This window comes from Flavobacterium sp. MAHUQ-57, assembly GCF_051908335.1.
GTDB lineage: Bacteria > Bacteroidota > Bacteroidia > Flavobacteriales > Flavobacteriaceae > Flavobacterium.
Window position 1 is genome coordinate 1,502,937 of record NZ_JBPZTE010000007.1, and the last position, 18,501, is coordinate 1,521,437.

Consider the following 18,501-nt stretch of genomic DNA (forward strand, 5'->3'; position numbering starts at 1 on the left):
AATTACGCATAATGAACGTATCAATTATACTCATTTTATTATTGTTTGGAGCTCTGGCAACGTATTTTTCCGGAGACAAATTGGCTAAATCGGTAGCTTTTATGGTAAGTTTGGCTGCTTTTGCTGCTTCAATACTTATTTTGAATCAACACAATGCCGGTGTCAATTCTAACTTTGTTTTCCATTGGATTTCAAACCCAAACATTTTCCTTGCTTCTAAAGTAGACGGATTGTCTATTGCAATGGTACTTCTTACAACCGCACTAACCGCCTTGATTATATTGTCTTCCTTCGGGAATCAATACAAAAACAGTAAAACATTCTACGCATTAGTATTGTTCATGGCCTTTGCAATGGTTGGAACTTTTATTAGTGCAGATGCATTCTTGTATTATATCTTTTGGGAATTGGCGTTATTGCCTATTTACTTTATCGCTCTAATCTGGGGTAATGGCGATGCAGAAGAACGAAAAAGAGCAATCATTAAATTCTTTATCTACACATTGGCAGGTTCTTTGTTCATGTTAGTAGCTTTCATTTATCTGTTCCAAAAAGCGGGTAGTTTGATGATAGGTGATTTGTATTTATTACAGTTAACAGAGCAAGAACAATTCTGGATTTTTGGTGCTTTCTTTTTAGCTTATGCCATTAAGATTCCTATTTTCCCTTTCCATACTTGGCAAGCCAATACCTATCAAATGGCACCATCTGTAGGTACCATGTTGTTGTCGGGTATTATGTTGAAAATGGGATTGTACAGCGTAATTCGTTGGCAATTGCCTTTAGCGCCTTTGGCTGCTAAAACCTATATGAATATTTTCTTGGCATTAAGTATTATTGGTGTGGTGTATGGTTCAATCGTTGCGCTAAAACAGCATAACCTAAAAAAATTATTAGCCTATTCCTCTTTGGCGCACGTTGGATTGATTGCAGCAGGTGCTTATACTTTGTCTATTGACGGTTTGAGAGGTGCAGTTCTACAAATGATTGCTCACGGTTTTGTAGTGGTAGGTTTGTTCTTTGCTGTAGAAGTGATTGAAAGAAGATTGCATACTCAAGAAATTGCTCAAATGGGCGGTATCCGAATTCTAGACAATAAATTCGCTTCTATGTTTATGATTGTGATGTTGGCTTCTGTAGCTTTACCATCAACGTTCAATTTCATTGGTGAGTTTACCTTGTTGTACAGCTTGTATAATGTGAATATTTGGTTCGCAGTAATTGCCGGAACTACGATCATTCTTGGCGCTGTTTATATGTTGAAAATGTTCCAAAATGTAATGTTAGGTGAAGCGAATGCGAAACCTTTCGCATCAATATCCGTTCAGGAAACTGTAGTGTTTGTTGTAATTATTGCTGTTTTATTGTTTTTCGGTTTGTACCCAAAACCAATCAATGACTTGATTACACCGGCTTTACAGGAAATTGTAGCCAAGATTAATTTTAATTTAAATATGTAATTTCTGAAGTGAATTCAGATTTATAATAGAGAAAGAATGAATACATTAATAGCGATATCAGGATTAGGAGTCATCAGCCTTATAGCCGAAATTTTTAACGGGAGAAAAATTATTGTTCCAGTTGCAATTGTTGGGTTGTTAGCTATTTTAGGATACAATGTTTGTGAACAGAATGCGTATGGCTTTTTCTTCAACAACATGATAGTTGTTGATAAGTTTTCTGTCGCATTTACAAGTTTATTTATTGTAATCACTGTTTTCTTGATTGCGTTGAGTCAAGAGTTTTACAAAGACAGGCCAACAACTATTTCTGATTTTGTGGCCATCAAAATATTCTTGTTGGCAGGTGCTGTAGCAATGGTGTCTTTCGGAAACTTGGCGATGTTCTTTTTAGGCATCGAAATCTTATCGGTAGCTCTATATGTGCTGGCAGCAAGCAAAAGAATGGACTTACGTAGTAACGAAGCAGGAATGAAATACTTCTTAATGGGTTCTTTTGCTTCAGGTATCATCCTTTTTGGTATAACACTTATTTATGGTGCAACGGGTACTTTTGATGTAATGTCAATCTATCAAATTACGCACTCAACAACCTTTCCATTATGGTATTACTTAGGTATCACCATGTTGTTAATTGGTATGTTATTTAAAATAGCCGCAGTTCCTTTTCATTTTTGGGCTCCGGATGTATACGAAGGCTCTCCTGCTTTAACCACGGCTACAATGAGTACTTTGGCTAAAGTAGTTGCTATGACAGCGCTTTACAAATTGGTCGTAATTTTATTGCCTTCTCAAACGTATGCCTTCCAATTGATTATTGTTGTGGTTGCCGCGTTATCAATGATTGTCGGGAATATCATGGCACTTCGTCAGAATAATGTGAAACGTATGTTTGCCTTTTCAGGAATCTCTCATGCCGGATTCATGGTGTCAACCTTGTTGATTTCAAACGATTCCGCCAATGTTTTATTCTATTACGCTACAGCGTATACTATTGCTGGTTTAGCATTCTTTGCGGTGCTTTTATATGTAACAAGCGAAAAGAAACATGAAACAATTGATAGTTTTAATGGTTTTGGGAAATCACATCCATTATTAGCTTTAGTAATGACTGCTTCATTGTTATCGATGGCAGGTATTCCAATTTTATCTGGTTTCTTCGCAAAATTCTTCTTGTTGAATCAATTGGTGCAAACGGGTTGGTTGGTACTAGTTATCATCGCTATTATAGCCTCTATTATAAGTGTGGGATACTATTTCCGAATCATTTTAGCAATGTATACCAAAGAAGAAGAAGGTCAAATGGCACCGATGCCTATAATTTATTATATCGTTGCGGTAATCGCATTTGCAGCTACATTAATAATTGGTGTTTATCCAAGTGCTGTTTACAATTTACTAGGTTAATATTATTTTAAATATTCTAAAGGCGCTCCTTGAGCGCCTTTTTTATTCCCATGCCATAGAATATTTACTTTTTTAACATGATAATGTATATTTGCCAAAATTTTCCTATGAAACTTTCTGTAGTATTCGCCTTCTTATGTATTCCTTTTGTAGCTTTTTCTCAAAGTAATACGCTGAATCATTCCGAATATCTTGTCTTGCGAGATAAGATCAAAGGTATGTTAAACACTAGTGCGGATAGCGCATTCGTCTATGCTGTCAGAATGGAAAAATCAAATAACAGTGCCCATAAGGCATTTGCTTATGGTGCAAAGTCCTATTTGCTACAATATAAAGGGGATAGTATTGCCTCCAAAGCCAATGCTTCTCTTGCTTTCAAGTATCTTAAAAGTGTACCGGCTGGAATTGAAAAGGACAGACTCGAAAGTTACCTTTTAAATTATAAAGGGCTTTCCGAATGGAAAAGAGGCAACCTCAATGAGGCATTACTTTCGTATTATCAAGGTAAAAAGTTGTCCCAAAAAATTGGCGATATCATTCAGGAAATCAAATTTTATAACAATATCTCTTCTATCTATAATGATATCAAAAATTATCGGCTTGCCATAAAAACAGCAAGAGAATCCGATCGCTTAACCGATGCTAATTTTCATCTTTACGATACCAAAAAATACAATCAGAGCAAAACAACCGTAAGTTATAAACTAGCTTCTTTCTATGATAATGAGTTCTTTATTCATGAAAATAATCGTGTTTTGCTGGATTCAGCCGAGTATTATTACAAACGTACATTGGTGTATTCTGATCATACAGTGACCAATAATACGACTGCCAAATTAAATTTGGGTAAAATTTATAACTACAAAGGCGATTTTATTCAAGCTGAAAAAATATACCTTGGATTGTTGAAAATGAACAAAGTGGGCTTAACTCAGGATAACTTCAAATACCTTAACTTGAATCTGGGAGAGCTTTATTTTAAGCAAAAAAAATACCAAGAAGCGCTAAGATGTTTCCAACAAGTAGATTCAGTGCATGTCATCAACGCTAACAGTCCTGTAGCATTCAATTGTTCTAATTATTTTCAGGCGAAAATCTATAATCTTTTGAAGAATCATGAAAAAGCATTGGAACATTCCAAGATTTTTCTAGTCAATTATGATGCTACCGAATCGAAATTGTTGCAGGAAGCCTTGGAGGTTAATTTTAGTGTCGGTAAAAAGCAATCGATTCAAGAAATTCAGGAAATCGAACGCAATAATGGGAATTATATCTTTTGGAAAAGAATAGTGTTTGCTTTAACCGTAATGTTGGTTATTCTTTTAATCGGTTTTCTGATTTGGAAAAACCACCAAAAGAAAAAGGACAATCAGAAGGCAATGTTGCTTATCGAAGAATTCAAACGCCAAATCGAAAAGAGTCAAAATAAATCTGAAAAGGAGGTGCTTCCCAAAAGAGAAAGCGCTACATTAAGTATAGATGAGGAAAAAGAAGATTTGATCGTTAAAAAATTGACGGAACTAGAAGAGAAAAAAGTGTTCCTAAACCAAGATTTTACGCTGCAATTTGTGGCCAAAAAGATCAAAACAAATACGGCTTATTTGTCTCATGTAGTCAATAAACGTTTTGGAAAAAGTTTCAGCGAGTATGCCAACGAATTGAAAATTAATTATGTGATTAATGAATTGATCACTAATCCAACGTATCGCAAATATTCTACACAAGCCATCGCCGAAAGTGCCGGCTTTAAAAAAGCAAACTCTTTTACAATTTCTTTCAAAAAAAGAACCGGATTAACTCCGGTTCAGTTTGCAGATAAAATTGAATCTGATTATTACGTTTAATTATGGATTGGTAATAAAATCCGGTGTCGGATCTATAAAACCTTTTCTTGGTGGTGGTGGTGGGTCTTGTGGTGCCGTTGGATCGTTAGTGTCTCCAGGGTCTCCTTGTGGAGGTACAGTCGTGCCTCCTCCTCTAACATGAAGCATTGCTAACCGGTTTACTGCCGCCGTAGTAAAGTCGGATAAGGTTGGTTTTTTTTTGTTCATCGGAATAAGTTTTAATGTGTCAAATGTAACGCAATTGTTGTTTGTAATCTGCAATTGAATCAATATGTCTTTTCGTACATTTTCTTTTTTTGTTACTAGTATGTTTTTCAGTGAATTGCGCTATTTTAGAGCCTGTTTTAATTTATAAATTATGGGAGTTATAATTTATAAAAAGTTGAAATGCTCCTTTTTTTTTCTTGTTAAACTCACCAATATTTGCCTTGGAATTCAAAACAAAATGGCATTTTAAAAATCTGAATTCATTTAAAAAAAATCTCTTGATCAAGGCAGACATAACATCCAAGTGTCTTTAAATGTTTGGAGTTTGAACCAATTAAAACGAACTAATTATGTTACAAAACATCATGAAATTAGACGGAGCTGAAGGCTTGTCTAGAAAAGAACAATTGAATATCTCTGGTGCTGGTAAAACACCTCCTTCTTTATGTGCAGAACCACTACTACTTTGCTCTAATGAAAGAACATACGATCCATGCGCACCATTTTCTCCAACTAATTATCCTTGTTAATTCTGGAAGCTATGTTAAAAAACATTTTACAATTAGACGGAGCTGAAGGCTTGTCTAGAAAAGAACAATTGAATGTCTCTGGTGCAGGAAGAATTTATTCTTTATGTGCAGAACCAGCGCAATGGTGTAATGCTGATAGATCGTACGATCCTTGTGCACCTATAAGCAAATACAACTATCCTTGTGGTGACTAATATGCAATGTTAATTGTATAATAAGGTTATTGATTATTGAAAGCCTCTTTCTATAGAAAGAGGCTTTTTGTTTTCTTTTGGATCAGTCAATCGCACCTGTTTTTTATGTCTCTTTTCGTAAAAAGTGACTTTTCCGTTTGTATCCTACCAGTATAATCGCATTCTAATGTTTCCTTCTAGTGCTTTTACCTGGCTTTTTGGGAAACGACTATTTTTTCTTCAATCCGCTTGTAAGCGGCTTCTTACAATACAAAACAGGAGTATACAATTTACAAATTGTCACAACTACCGTTTTTTTATCTCCTAAAAAGATCAAATATTTGACATCAGTATTGCAATCCTTAATTCATTGTTATCAGCTATTTTTAAAGATTGAATACAAGTTAGTAGTAATTAGATTGTACAATTTTCATAGCAGTTCGCTGCTTGAATCATAAAAATATTCCAGGCCAAGGATCAGACATAGTTCCCAAATGTCTTTAAATAGATTGGGTGTTTGTAAAATTTAAACTAAAAAAACATGTTAAAAAGCATTTTAAAATTAGAAGGAGCTCAGGAATTAAACAATGACGCTCAAAAAGGAATCATGGGTGGAGCAGGTTGTAGCTCGAATCCATTAAGAGTTTGTCCTCCGGGTTACATCAAAGGTGCTGATTTCTGCTGTTATAAATTCGATCAGATTTCATAAAATCCTAACCAATGCGTTACTTGCAAACTTTATACTGTTAAAGTAGTCAAGTAATGGTGTAATTGAATCAAGGCTGTCTGAAAGTAATTCAGACAGCCTTTTTGATTGTTGTGTTTTCATTTTTCTTGCATCCCATCGAAATTATTTGCCTTTCATCCGATTATAGGTAGCGAATGGTATTTTGTAAGAATTTTGGCACAATGTTGGTTAGCTCATAAATCTATTAATTTAAAACTATTAGTTATGAAATCATCAACAGAAAACAGTTATGGAGCCCGAATCGGGAATGCGGAAAGTTTAGTAACCGCTCTACAAGGCTTCAACAACTACCAATCACCCAAACCCGAATTGAGTATCGAAGGCTTCCGAAACCTAATTAACGATCTCAAAAACCAAAACACCCAAATCGCTATCCACAAACAAAATTACTCCCTGGCGGTCGAAGCCAGAGTTAAAATCTTCGAAAAAGACCAATTTTCTGTAAGCCGCATTCTTTCTCCTATCAATGCCACCGTGAAAGTAAATTTTGGTAAAGAAGCTAAAGAGGCGACTAACGTTGCTGGTATCATTGCTAAAATAAGAGGTTCTATCAGCAGAACAATAAAAAGCACCGAAGGGAATTTTGTAAGCCAATCCCAGCAGTCGTACAACTCTAAAATTCAGTTCTTTGCCGATTTGATTGCAAATCTTTCGACCTTCGAAAATAATTATGCGCCAAGCCGTAACGAACTATCCATCGTAAATCTTAACCGATTGTATGAAAATGCAGTTAACACCAATAATGCTGTAATGGATGCTTATTCACTGTTTATCCGTAATAATGACATAAGGGTAGATGCTTATGAGGTTATATCCAAAACAGCAACTATGATTAAAGAAAATGTAAAGGCTCAATATGGTTTCAATTCAAGCGAATATAACTTGGTCAAAAAACTGAAGATTTAAACATTTTTATTTGATTGTGATGCATCTCCCTGTGCTACTGATAGTATTTGGGAGATTTTTTTTTTATAGGTTGTTTTATGCCGAAATATATTCGGTTGTTGTTTGGCCTTGTAATTTTCTTGAAAAGTGAATATTGCCGCTTGTGGAGCCTCGATTGCTGCTTGTGGAGCCAATGTTGTTGCTTGTGCAGTCTCGATTGCTGCTTGTGAAATGGATAGTACTGCTTGTGGAACTACGATTGCCGCTTGTGGAATCAATATTGCTGCTTGTGGAGCCTCGGTTGTCTGTTGTGGAGACAATATTGCCGTTAGTGAAGCCAATGTATTTTATTGTGGAGCCTCTAATTACGAATCACTCGTTACTACGCACTAAGTACTAAGTACTCTTTACTAATCACTAGTCACTCAATTCCTGTTTTCCTCTTTCAGCTTCGCTATTTTAGAATCAATAACTTCAATGTCGTATTCAATATCAGAAATCGTGTTTTTGTAATTGTTGTATTCCTTATACGCGCCCCAAATAAAAATGATACAAAAGAATGTGCCTACAAAAAAAATATAGTTTTCCCGGCCCACTGTTTCAGGGATGCTCTTACCTCTGCCTCTGCTTGGCATAATAGAAAGTAGAAGGGTGGTGAAAATAAAAATAGGTAGGGCAACAAACAATTTAATCAGGAGTTTGTACTTAGTTCCTTTATGTTGTGCTAACGCTTCCTGTAGATCTCTTTTGTCTTGTTCTAATTGCAGTAAGTCACGCATTTTATTTTCTTTGTTTTTAAGAACCAAAACAAGTTATGAACTCATAACTTATAACTCATAATTCATAACTTCTACAGGTTATCGGAAGCAAACCACTCCGCAAATGAAGTCTCGGTCTCTTGTAAACGTAAAGAATGTAGCTTAACACTTTCCGGAAGTCTTTTCTGAATCTTTGCAGCAAAGTCAATCACCATGTTTTCACTGGTTGGCTGATAATCCACTAAAATAACATGATGTCCGCGTGTTTTTAATTCGTTGGCCAATTCAATGTGTGGAGTAGTAGCATTGAATACCGTAGCGTGGTCGAATACGTCCACAATATCTTCCTTAACGATCTTCTTTAAATCTGAAAAATCAATTACCATTCCGTACTTTACATTCGTACGATCGGTTATAGGAGTACCAATTACCGTTACCGATAGTTTGTAACTGTGACCGTGTACATTTTTACATTTACCGTCATAACCGAATAGGGCATGACCGGTTTCAAAATTGAACTGCTTGGTAATACGTATTTTACTCATGATATAAATATTGATGCAAAGGTATAAAAAAAGAAAGCGTCCGCAAATACGGACGCTTTATACTTTATGTTCTGTAAAGACTATGCTTCAAATGGAACTACAGAAACGAATGATTTGTTATCACCTTTCTTCTGGAATTTCACAACACCGTCAACTTTAGCATGTAAAGTGTGATCTTTACCCATGTAAACATTTTCACCTGGATTGTGTTTAGAACCTCTTTGTCTTACAATGATATTTCCAGCAATAGCTGCTTGACCACCATAAATCTTAACACCTAAGCGTTTCGATTCTGATTCTCTACCATTCTTCGAACTACCGACACCTTTCTTGTGAGCCATGATGTTTTGGTTTTATAAGTTAATATTATTCTTGCGTATCTTCTTTTTTGGCTTTAGTAGCTTTTTTCTTTGGAGCTGCTGCTTCCTCAGTTACTGCTTCTGCTTTTGGAGCTGCTTCCTTCTTAGGAGCTGCTTTCTTAGCACCTGCTGCTACGATACCCTCAACAATAATCTGTGTTAATGATTGACGGTGACCATTTCTCTTTTTGTAACCTTTTCTTCTTTTCTTTTTGAAGATGATTACTTTGTCTCCTTTTAAGTGTTGTAACACTTTAGCTTCTACTGAAGCACCTTCTATAGCTGGGGCGCCTAAAGTAACGTTTCCGTTATCGTCTAATAAAAGAACTTTGTCAAAAGAAACTTTTGAACCTTCTTCACTAGCCAAACGGTGAACATACACTTTTTGGTCTTTGCTTACTTTGAATTGTTGCCCTGCTATCTCTACGATTGCGTACATAACAATAATGTTTATTAAAATTTTAAGTGCGCAAATATACAACTTTTTATTATATAGACAACTTTGTTTGATAAAAATAATGGTAGACTACTGATTTCGAGTAATTTTAACCCAATTTTCATTTTCAAATCTTTCAATTTACCTTTGTGGCTCAAATAATACACCATGATTCTTACCGATACACACACCCATTTATATTCTTCTCAATTTGCCGATGACCGTGCTGAAATGATTCAGAATGCCATCGATAAAGGAGTTACTCGCTTTTTTATTCCAGCCATCGATTCTTCTTATGCGCAACGAATGTTCGACTTGGAAGCGCAATATCCTAATAATGTCTTCTTGATGATGGGGCTGCATCCTTGTTATGTAAAGGAAAATTATCTGGAAGAACTGGCTTTCGTAGAGGAACAGTTCGCTCAAAGAAAGTTTTTTGCCGTCGGTGAAATCGGAATTGATTTGTATTGGGATAAAACAACGTTGGATATACAGAAGATTGCTTTCCAACGCCAAATTCAATTGGCGAAAAAATACAAACTGCCTATTAATATTCATTGCCGTGATGCTTTTGACGAAATCTTTGAAGTGCTGGAACTGGAAAAAGGTGACGATTTGTTCGGAATCTTTCATTGTTTCTCGGGCGATTTGGAACAGGCGCAAAAAGCGATTGGCTACGGAATGAAGTTGGGTATCGGCGGTGTGGTGACTTTTAAAAACGGTAAAATCGATCAGTTCTTAGCGCAAATCGATATCCAGCATATTGTTCTGGAAACCGATTCGCCTTACTTGGCTCCTGCTCCTCACCGCGGGAAACGCAACGAAAGTGCGTATGTAACTTTGGTGGCGCAAAAGTTGGCCGAAATCTACCAACTTCCTATAGAGGAAATCGCTCGAATCACTACCGAAAACGCAAAAGCCGTTTTCGGAATATAACGCTGCCTTTACAAAGGTTTCAAAAATTATTCGTTCATTTGTAGTAGTAATTATTCTGGAAATGTCAAAATTCGATGCCATTCGACCTTATTATGATGCCGAAGTAAATCAGGCCATTCAAAACGGAATCAATCATCCTATCATGAAAGCGATGATGCAGTTCACGTTCCCTGATGTTGATGAAGAAGTTTGGAAAGCGCAGTTGAGAAAAACACACTCAATACGCGATTTTCAATGCAACTTTATTTATGAATCCATTCAAAAAGTACTACAGAAAAGTTCTGACGGTTTAACTACTTCAGGCTTCGAAAAACTGGAACCGAATACCGCTTATTTGTTTATCTCCAACCATCGTGATATTATATTGGATACTTCGTTACTCAATATCGCACTGTTCGATTACGGTTTGGTAATGACGGCTTCAGCTATTGGCGATAATCTGGTGAAAAAGGACTTCTTACGTTCGTTGTCCCGCTTGAACCGAAACTTTGTAGTGCAACGTGGTTTGTCACCAAGAGAATTACTACAAAGCTCTCACTTAATGTCGGAATATATCGAACAATTGTTGCTTCGTGAAAACCGTTCGGTTTGGATTGCCCAACGTGAAGGAAGAACGAAAGATGGTAACGATGCCACACATTCGGGAGTTTTAAAAATGTTATCCATGGCTGCTGCCGGTAGAGATGTGATTGATTATTTTAAGGAAATTAAGATTGTGCCGATTTCCATTTCGTACGAATACGATCCTACCGATGCATTAAAAATGCCACAGTTAATGGCAGAAGCGAATAATGAAGTGTATATCAAAAGTTCCAATGAAGACTTTAATAATATCTTGCGTGGTGTCTTAGGTCAAAAAAGAAGAATTCATATCCATGTTGGTGATGTTTTGGATAAGGAGTTGGATGCTATTAAGGAAGAACATTTGAATACAAATAAACAAATTCAGTCTTTAGTCCAATTGATTGACGACTCTATATTACAATCGTATCGTTTATGGCCTACCAATTTTATCGCCTACGATATTTTAAATAATACAACTCGTTTCCAAGATAAATATACAGACCAGGAAAAGTCGTTGTTCCAACGTCGTTTGGATATGCGTATCGACAAACAGAATCAACAAATGTATGAAAGTTTCCTAGCGATGTATGCGAATCCTGTTGTCAACAAATTAAAGTACCATGACAACCTCTAATCCAACTATTTTATTGATTTATACCGGTGGAACCATTGGTATGGTTAAGGATTTTGAAACAGGTTCTTTAAAAGCATTCAACTTTAATAAATTACTGAAAAGTATTCCGGAACTGAAGTTGTTGGATTGTGAAATTGCAACGGTGTCTTTTGATACACCAATTGATTCGTCCAATATGAATATTCAGGAATGGGTGAAGATAGCTTCGATTATTGAAACCAATTATAACGAATACGATGGATTTGTGGTGCTTCACGGTTCTGATACGATGTCGTATTCAGCTTCGGCCTTGAGTTTCATGCTTGAAAATTTGGGTAAACCTGTTGTTTTTACCGGTTCACAATTGCCTATTGGTGATTTGCGTACCGATGCCAAAGAGAATTTGATTACTGCGATACAGGTGGCTTCGCTACAGCATAAGGGAAAACCAGTAATTGCTGAAGTTTGCCTCTATTTCGAATACAAACTCTATCGCGGAAACCGTACTACCAAGATCAGTGCCGAACATTTTAATGCATTTACGTCGCCCAATCTGCCATGTTTGGTAGAGTCAGGTGTGCATTTGAAAGTAAATGAAGAAATTCTGTTGAAGGCCAATGGGAAGCCACTCGATGTGCATACGGAATTTGATGATAATGTTGCGGTGGTAAAGTTGTTCCCTGGAATCAATCAAAATGTTATGAAAGCACTACTTTCTGCCGAAAACCTGAAAGGAATTGTACTGGAAACGTATGGTGCAGGTAATGCACCAACCGAAGATTGGTTTGTAGATTTGTTAGCCGATGCAATCCGCAAAGGAATATATGTGGTTAATGTAACACAATGTTCAGGTGGTAGCGTAAACATGGGGCATTATGAAACCAGTTCTCAATTGAAACAAATTGGTGTGATTTCTGGTCAAGATATTACTACAGAAGCAGCCATTACGAAGTTGATGTACTTGTTAGGGCAAAATGTAGCGCCATCGGTTTTTAAAACCATATTTGAAACTTCTTTACGTGGTGAGATGAATTAATTCGTTTTGTCCTTTTTTTTCTGAAAAAAAATAGATTTCTTTGCAATCCCATAATAGAGAGGTGTCCGAGTGGTTGAAGGAGCAAGCCTGGAAAGTTTGTATGTGGGTAACTGCATCGAGGGTTCGAATCCCTTCCTCTCTGCAAAGTAAAAGCCTGACGTAACAGTCAGGCTTTTTTGTTTCCGGAATGCGATGAAAGTTTTACTTTATAAAGCATCCAGGGAACAAAAAAGTTGGTGGCTTTGAAAAAGCTACTTGTTTTGACTTTGTGTTTTTTACTTTTTCAGGGATGAACGTAGTTACTCCCTTCCTCTCTGCAAAGTGAAAGCCTGACGTAATTGTCAGGCTTTTTTGTTTTCCTGATTGGAATGTTTTACTTTAAGTGTTTTGGGCTATGGGGCATGAATGGTTTTGTATTTGCTAGGAATGGAGGTAAGGCTTGCAGTGTGTGTTTTTGTTTTGCATACATGGCATATACACGACATATATCAAACTTGTCTGTTACTGTTATTCCAGATTTACTAGAGAGGTAATGCAGTTGACTATTTTAAGAGTAAGAATAAAAAGAAGAGGTTTGAAAGAAGAGGTTTTTAAGGTTTGAAGTTTTCTTTTACTACTGATTTAAATTTACATTGTTTGTTTAGTTTTGTTCTTTAATTCGGAAAAAAAATGAGAGTCTGTTATACAGGAATTGTTCAATAGGAATGGATTTGAATTTGATGGAGGTAATTGATTTTCATAGTGGTTTTGAAGGTGAAAATGAGATTGTGCTTTCATTTGTTAACGGGAATGAGATTGTTGCTTTCAGGATGTGGGAAACCTATTTCGGGTATCTTATCAAAGCAATTCAAGTTCAGGATTACATGCATTTGCCCAATACTCTTTTTTCGATTTATAACACTTCGGTAGGTGGCTGGTATGATCAGGATGAGCGGGAGGTTGTCGATGTGAATTTGTTTAGGAGCCAGTTAGTATCTGTAGATGTAACTCAACTGGAGAGTGCTGAGAGCGATATACTGAATCTTTTAGTGTCTCTTCTGAATACTCCTCAAAAGAATGAATTAAGAATCTTTATTTCATTACAATAAAGTTTGTAAAAGTAAAATGTATTATGGAAAAATATACTGATAAAATTGTAGCTGGTCTTCTTGTGATTTTTATGTTTATGTTTGTTGGAGAAAAAGATTACTGCAACGTAGAGGCAGGCAAAAATGAAAAGTGCACCATAGGTAAATATGTTGCCCGTGACAGATCTGGGAAAAACCCATCCAATTACTTTTCATATTATATAAATGGCACAAAATACAGAGCTGATGGTGGGGACGGTCCTAATGGTTTTTACTATAGCAGTATTAGGAAATTTTTCAGAATTTTGTATTCAGAGGTGGATCCCAGAAGTGTACGTCCGATGTATTGTGAAGAAGTGACGGATACTACAGAACTATTAAAAGCTGGATTCAGTATGAACGAGATTTTAAACAAGCAGGAGATTGATTTGTTTCCATAGCTAAAAAAAACGATACTAAGAATTATGAATCAGCGTTATCGGTTTTTTGTGAAGTAGCACGGATTACATCCGAGTGAAGCGAACTGATGAAGTAAATCAGCACTATCGGGATTTTTTGACGGATCCTGCCAATCAATAAATTTATAATTTTTTAAGTGGAAATGATTAAAAAAAGTATATCTCTTATTTTAGTTTTTGGGATTCTTTATTTTGCTTATTTTTTAATGCGTGAGCATAGCGACAGAATTCAAAAAGAAATCCAGGAGAATAAGGTATGCAGTGTGGGGATGGTTTTTGCCATAGATAAAAAAGGCAAGAATGACAATATAAAATATTATGTCATTCATGAAAGGTTGATGTATGAACTTAGTGAGACATTGCCTTCCGATGAAGAGGGTGAAGACTATCGGAATAAATATTTCAAAATTGAATTCTCTTCAAAGCACCCGAAGTATTGTAGGATTTTTTTAGATCAGGAAGTAACGGATCAGGATGAAATCAGTAAAGCCGGGTTTTAATCTTTATACTGATAACAAATCAATAAAAATATAGGTAAAGAATTATCGCTTTCGTATAAGTTGTACACAAGCAGATATGTGCTAGTTTATAAGTACAATTTCGGTATAAAGTTTTTCGCTTTTGGTGTTGTAATCGGATAGTTTAGAGAATGCGATGCTCTTTATTTTGCCCACATTGTGGTTGTTTTCTAGTTTGTTGATGAATTTCAGGGTATTGTTGAACTTCCCTTCAACAGTCAGGATATAGTAGAAGGTGTTTTTGTTGTCCTTGGTTGCTGTGGGTTCCTTGAAATCATGAATGTTTATTCTGGTTTCCAGACATAATCTATCAATCTCTTTCAGGAGGAAATTCTGGAAGTTTTCTTTTTTAGTTCCGGTAATTTTGAATTGCTGAATCAGTGCGTCTGCCTGTTTTTCCTTTTGCAGTAACTGCTCTACAGAAATTCCGTTCAGTGCGTTTTCCACCAGTGCTTTCTTTTCTTTATTTTCCTTACGGGAATCCATTGTCTTTGAAATTGCAAAATGATAAGCAAGATAAAAGACAGTGAAAACACCCAAAAAAAGAATTTTATTTTTATTGTTTATTTTCATCGATTCCTATTTGTAGTTCGAAAAGTGTTTTGTTTTCTTCGTTTTTCCCGTATTTGGAGATATTGACTTTTGAGATAAAATCCAGACTTTCCAATTTTCCGATCCATTTTGTAAAATCGGCAGTACTGTTTGAAGTCCCCGAAATGCTGATAGTATTCTCTTTGAAAAGAAGATTGGTGGGATCCTCATTTTTTGTTTCCATAGGATTAAAATGCAGAGTAGTCAGTGCTATTGTACCCGGCACCAGTCTGGTGATTGAAGCAATTTTGCCAGATTTCTTTACCGTGGCGTTATGGAAATATTCTTCAATTGAAAGTTCTTTTTGCGCCACTCTTTTTTTGATTTGACTGGTGTTCAGATTTGAGGAGTTTGTACTTTCTATCTGTTTGTCCAATTCTGAGTTTGCTTTGAAATAGCTGTTGAAGACCAGAAAATTCACCAATAGTACTACCAGAAGAAAATATACCGCTCCGGTTAGTACTTTTCGGAACAGTCTGCTTTGAAGGAAGTTGTCTTCCAGTTCTCCGTTTTTAATTTGTAATTCACCCGAATTGGCGGTAGCTGATAAGTAACTTACAATACTTGCAAAAGACAATAGTTGCGTGTTTCTGATTTCTAGTCCGTTTAGATGATACAATACAGCGGTTGTTTTGGCTATTTTAGTCAAGATGTTGTCCTCACCAATCAAAGCAATTGTATGAATGTTGGTTGTTATGCTGGTAGCCTCTGAATATTTTTGGATTAGCTGCATGTTGGAATTTCCTAGACTCAGATGAATGATCGGGATATCGTTTTTTTTGAAAGTCGTTAGAATCTCTTCTATGTGTGATTTTCTACCTATCGAAATGATGCTCTTGGTTTTTAAGCGCCATATTTGATAATAAAACTCATTGAAATTTAAGTTGGGAAAATGCTTTTGAAGTAATTTAGAATCGTTTGGGTCATTGTCAGCTACTTCCTTTTGGATTACTAAATTGGTATTGATTGTTAGGAAATAAGGCGTTTTGTTGTCGAGACTTTTTAGAGTAGTGTCGTTAAAAGTTCTCATGTCTTCTTTAAAGATAGACAACTCGTCTTTTTTCTGCACGACTTCAAGTACGGCTATTTTCTCCTGTGCATCAGAAGAAAATAGCTCGAGCCCTATATACTTTTTGCCAAGCAAGCTTTTTTTTAATCCGTTAGATTTCATTAATAAATAACAGTTGGCTTGATTAATACTGTTAGTTTCTTCTTAGAGTCTTCCCTTTTTCTTGAGCTGAAGAACCATTTTATAATTGGAATTCTTGACAATAGAGGAACGCCCGATCCTGAGTCGTTTTTCACTTTTTCTTCAAGACCACCCAATACTACTAAATCCTGGTCTTTCACTCTGATAATCGAAGTGAATTCCCTTGAATTTATACCAGGGGGAGCGTCTTTGTCTACTTTTTGGCCGTTAAAGCTAGATTGAATTACTTTGATGTCCATGGTTATTTGTCCGTCACCTGAAACCAAAGGCATGATTGAAACGGAGAGTTCTGCATCGATAGGCTGGTAATTTTTAATTTCCGAAGCCTGAGGTATTTGCGAGCCATAGAAATTTTGGTTAGTTACTACGTAATAAGTTGTTTCACCAATAGATAAAAAGGCTTTATGACCGTTTAAAGTAGAAAGTCTTGGAGTGGATCTGATTTTTACATTTCCGTTTGCTTCCAATGCTTTAAGGCTAAGGTAAAAGTTAGGGACTACACTGCCGATGTTAAGTGATCCGAATCCATCAAAATTATTAATTATTTTATTGATTGTCTCAGCACCTAAAGTAATGTCTGCTCCAGGGAAAACACTACCTTTAGTAGTAACCGGTTTGTCACCAATACCTGCACTGATTCCAGTTTCTACTATTGCGTTTCTATTGTTTTCAAGTAACATTACTTCGATTAGTACTACAGGAACTGGTTTGTCGATATATTTGACAAACGATTCAAAACGGGCGATGTTCAATTCCGGTCCACTTACGATAAAGCTGTTCAGCTCTTTGTCTACCCGGATATCCAAATCCTTTTTAATTTCATCCGGAACGATGGATATGATCGATTCAGATGAAGAAGAACCACCAGATGCTCCTGAAGAACTACCGTAATTTGTATTTTGATTTGACGGATTGTTACCATAGGAAGAGGTATTGTTGTAGGATGAATTTGTGTCGGAATTTCTTTGACTGTTACTGCTGTTCCCGTAGTAATTGGTGTAATTGCCCGAATTATTGCTAAGTCTTCCTGAGCTTCTGCCGTCAGAACCTCCCGGATTGCCTAAAAGTTCAATAGAGCGGTGCATAAGCGGAACCGTACGGATGCTTCTCAGGGTTAACTGATTTTTCAATCCGAAATAATACAGAAGGCCGTTTTTCTTGAAGCCATAATTGTCTTCACTGCCCGACTGGTTTGAAGATGCAGGATTTCTTCCTTCAAATAATTTAGTCAATAAGTTATCGAAAGTAATGTTTTTTGCTTTGAAAGTAGCGTTACCTGCGCCTTCCATTGGGTTGGAGATGTACATGTCGATACCTAATTCATTTCCGATATCATAGATAATATTTGAAACCGGCGTGTTTTCGAAGTCTACTTCTAATAGTTTTTTATCCTGATCGATTACATTAAAGAAGAAATTGGATTTTCTAGAGCGTACTGGTTTGTTTTGTCTGGCAGCTGTAGTGTTTCCTTTTTCTGTATTTTGGTCGAAGTTGTAATTGCCTTCTAGTTCATCAATTAGGTAGAAGTTATCTTTTGATTTTGTTACTGCCAAATTGTTACCATAGGCAATTTTATTCAGTGCTGCTTCAAAAGGCATGTTTTTGATGTAGCTGGTTAGTAACTTGTTTTCAAGTCCGGGTGCAAAAACCAGGTTTTTTCCACTTGCATCCATTATTTTCTTGAATGCATCATATAATTTGTCGTCTTTTAGATCAACCGACAATAGATTTTCTTGTGCATTGTAATCGACAAGAATTGGTTTTATTGTTGGTCTTTCAACCGGTCTTTCGTAGGTCTTTATAGAAAGAATATTTCCGGTAAAGTCGATACTTAAATTGTATTCCTTGCATAAAAACACCAAAAGATCGGCCACGGTCACATCGGTAAAGTTATTGACAATGTTGATTTGGTTCAATTGAGGAGCTACGCTCAGGTTTATTTTATGTACTTCGGAAACTGCCAATAGAAAGCTTGTCAAAGTGGTTTCTTTGATATTGATGTTAACTTTCTCGGTCAATCCTGGAGAGTCGGCTGAAATTGCTTCAATATTGTTCTTTATATTTTGAATTCTTGCGTCTTGTGAAAAGACATTTAGGCTAGAAATCAAAAGTAAAAGCCCTATTATTTTTTTCATAAATTTTGTATAAAGTCGGCA

The 18,501-nt window shown here is 36.1% G+C and carries 22 protein-coding genes and 1 tRNA gene; 14 read left to right on the plus strand and 9 right to left on the minus strand.

All coding sequences use genetic code 11. The features are described from left to right. Nucleotides 1–11: 11 nt before the first annotated feature. The 3 genes from ACS8MM_RS14795 (at nt 12) to ACS8MM_RS14805 (ending at nt 4,711) form a co-directional block, all read left to right on the plus strand. Nucleotides 12–1,460 (plus strand): complex I subunit 4 family protein, encoded by a 1,449-nt coding sequence (locus tag ACS8MM_RS14795; protein WP_379718302.1) that lies wholly within the window; start codon nt 12–14, stop codon nt 1,458–1,460. 36 nt (nt 1,461–1,496) lie between these two features. Continuing rightward, nucleotides 1,497–2,867: an NADH-quinone oxidoreductase subunit N gene (locus tag ACS8MM_RS14800; protein WP_379718304.1), complete on the plus strand. Its 1,371-nt coding sequence runs from the start codon at nt 1,497–1,499 to the stop codon at nt 2,865–2,867. A 107-nt stretch (nt 2,868–2,974) separates the two neighbouring features. Beyond that, nucleotides 2,975–4,711, plus strand: a complete 1,737-nt coding sequence (locus tag ACS8MM_RS14805) for a helix-turn-helix domain-containing protein (RefSeq protein ID WP_379718306.1) — start codon at nt 2,975–2,977, stop codon at nt 4,709–4,711. Here ACS8MM_RS14805 and ACS8MM_RS14810 read toward each other — a convergent pair whose 3' ends face one another. Next, complete coding sequence (locus tag ACS8MM_RS14810) at nt 4,712–4,858, minus strand: hypothetical protein (protein ID WP_379718308.1); 147 nt, start codon at nt 4,856–4,858, stop codon at nt 4,712–4,714. 410 nt (nt 4,859–5,268) lie between these two features. Here ACS8MM_RS14810 and ACS8MM_RS14815 point away from each other — a divergent pair, with 410 nt between their 5' ends. The 4 genes from ACS8MM_RS14815 (at nt 5,269) to ACS8MM_RS14830 (ending at nt 7,275) form a co-directional block, all read left to right on the plus strand. After that, on the plus strand, nt 5,269–5,448 hold the full coding sequence (locus ACS8MM_RS14815; protein ID WP_379718310.1) for a hypothetical protein: 180 nt from the start codon (nt 5,269–5,271) through the stop codon (nt 5,446–5,448). An 11-nt stretch (nt 5,449–5,459) separates the two neighbouring features. Beyond that, nucleotides 5,460–5,642, plus strand: a complete 183-nt coding sequence (locus ACS8MM_RS14820; RefSeq protein ID WP_379718312.1) for a hypothetical protein — start codon at nt 5,460–5,462, stop codon at nt 5,640–5,642. 520 nt (nt 5,643–6,162) lie between these two features. After that, a complete protein-coding gene (locus ACS8MM_RS14825) occupies nt 6,163–6,330 on the plus strand; it encodes a hypothetical protein (protein ID WP_379718314.1) in 168 nt (55 codons plus the stop codon). Nucleotides 6,331–6,573: 243 nt separating this feature from the next. After that, on the plus strand, nt 6,574–7,275 hold the full coding sequence (locus tag ACS8MM_RS14830; RefSeq protein WP_379718316.1) for a hypothetical protein: 702 nt from the start codon (nt 6,574–6,576) through the stop codon (nt 7,273–7,275). On the opposite strand, the gene ACS8MM_RS14835 is transcribed toward ACS8MM_RS14830, so the two are convergent. The 5 genes from ACS8MM_RS14835 to rplU form a co-directional block, all read right to left on the minus strand. Further along, nucleotides 7,272–7,595 carry a hypothetical protein gene (locus tag ACS8MM_RS14835; protein ID WP_379718318.1) on the minus strand — a complete coding sequence of 108 codons (324 nt, stop codon included), beginning with the start codon at nt 7,593–7,595 and terminating at the stop codon, nt 7,272–7,274. The genes ACS8MM_RS14830 and ACS8MM_RS14835 overlap by 4 nt on opposite strands. Before the next feature lie 84 nt (nt 7,596–7,679). After that, a complete protein-coding gene (locus ACS8MM_RS14840; RefSeq protein ID WP_379718320.1) occupies nt 7,680–8,033 on the minus strand; it encodes a hypothetical protein in 354 nt (117 codons plus the stop codon). A 71-nt stretch (nt 8,034–8,104) separates the two neighbouring features. Further along, on the minus strand, nt 8,105–8,557 hold the full coding sequence (locus tag ACS8MM_RS14845; RefSeq protein ID WP_379718322.1) for a 6-pyruvoyl trahydropterin synthase family protein: 453 nt from the start codon (nt 8,555–8,557) through the stop codon (nt 8,105–8,107). 80 nt (nt 8,558–8,637) lie between these two features. Continuing rightward, nucleotides 8,638–8,898, minus strand: a complete 261-nt coding sequence (gene rpmA / locus ACS8MM_RS14850; RefSeq protein ID WP_023573269.1) for a 50S ribosomal protein L27 — start codon at nt 8,896–8,898, stop codon at nt 8,638–8,640. A gap of 25 nt (nt 8,899–8,923) precedes the next feature. Next, nucleotides 8,924–9,355, minus strand: coding sequence for a 50S ribosomal protein L21 (gene rplU / locus ACS8MM_RS14855; RefSeq protein ID WP_379718324.1), 432 nt, complete (start codon nt 9,353–9,355; stop codon nt 8,924–8,926). Between the two features lie 165 nt (nt 9,356–9,520). Between rplU and ACS8MM_RS14860 the strand changes: the two genes are divergently transcribed. The 7 genes from ACS8MM_RS14860 (at nt 9,521) to ACS8MM_RS14890 (ending at nt 14,526) form a co-directional block, all read left to right on the plus strand. Further along, entirely contained in the window at nt 9,521–10,288 is a 768-nt protein-coding gene (locus ACS8MM_RS14860) for a TatD family hydrolase (RefSeq protein ID WP_379718326.1), read from the plus strand. A gap of 61 nt (nt 10,289–10,349) precedes the next feature. Further along, on the plus strand, nt 10,350–11,486 hold the full coding sequence (locus tag ACS8MM_RS14865; protein ID WP_379718328.1) for a 1-acyl-sn-glycerol-3-phosphate acyltransferase: 1,137 nt from the start codon (nt 10,350–10,352) through the stop codon (nt 11,484–11,486). Next, nucleotides 11,473–12,501: an asparaginase gene (locus ACS8MM_RS14870; RefSeq protein ID WP_379718331.1), complete on the plus strand. Its 1,029-nt coding sequence runs from the start codon at nt 11,473–11,475 to the stop codon at nt 12,499–12,501. Before ACS8MM_RS14865 ends, ACS8MM_RS14870 begins: the two co-directional genes overlap by 14 nt. Nucleotides 12,502–12,556: 55 nt before the next feature. Further along, nucleotides 12,557–12,643: transfer RNA gene (locus tag ACS8MM_RS14875), tRNA-Ser, on the plus strand. A 562-nt stretch (nt 12,644–13,205) separates the two neighbouring features. Next, complete coding sequence (locus ACS8MM_RS14880; RefSeq protein ID WP_379718334.1) at nt 13,206–13,589, plus strand: hypothetical protein; 384 nt, start codon at nt 13,206–13,208, stop codon at nt 13,587–13,589. A 23-nt stretch (nt 13,590–13,612) separates the two neighbouring features. Then, nucleotides 13,613–14,008, plus strand: coding sequence for a hypothetical protein (locus tag ACS8MM_RS14885; protein ID WP_379718337.1), 396 nt, complete (start codon nt 13,613–13,615; stop codon nt 14,006–14,008). Nucleotides 14,009–14,232: 224 nt separating this feature from the next. Next, complete coding sequence (locus ACS8MM_RS14890) at nt 14,233–14,526, plus strand: hypothetical protein (RefSeq protein WP_379718339.1); 294 nt, start codon at nt 14,233–14,235, stop codon at nt 14,524–14,526. A gap of 81 nt (nt 14,527–14,607) precedes the next feature. Here ACS8MM_RS14890 and ACS8MM_RS14895 read toward each other — a convergent pair whose 3' ends face one another. The 3 genes from ACS8MM_RS14895 to ACS8MM_RS14905 are packed head-to-tail and all read right to left on the minus strand — an operon-like array spanning nt 14,608 to nt 18,480. Then, nucleotides 14,608–15,117 (minus strand): hypothetical protein, encoded by a 510-nt coding sequence (locus ACS8MM_RS14895; RefSeq protein ID WP_379718342.1) that lies wholly within the window; start codon nt 15,115–15,117, stop codon nt 14,608–14,610. Next, a complete protein-coding gene (locus tag ACS8MM_RS14900) occupies nt 15,101–16,306 on the minus strand; it encodes a hypothetical protein (RefSeq protein ID WP_379718345.1) in 1,206 nt (401 codons plus the stop codon). The genes ACS8MM_RS14895 and ACS8MM_RS14900 overlap by 17 nt, the downstream gene beginning before the upstream one ends. Then, complete coding sequence (locus ACS8MM_RS14905) at nt 16,306–18,480, minus strand: type II secretion system protein GspD (protein WP_379718347.1); 2,175 nt, start codon at nt 18,478–18,480, stop codon at nt 16,306–16,308. Before ACS8MM_RS14905 ends, ACS8MM_RS14900 begins: the two co-directional genes overlap by 1 nt. Nucleotides 18,481–18,501: the final 21 nt, after the last annotated feature.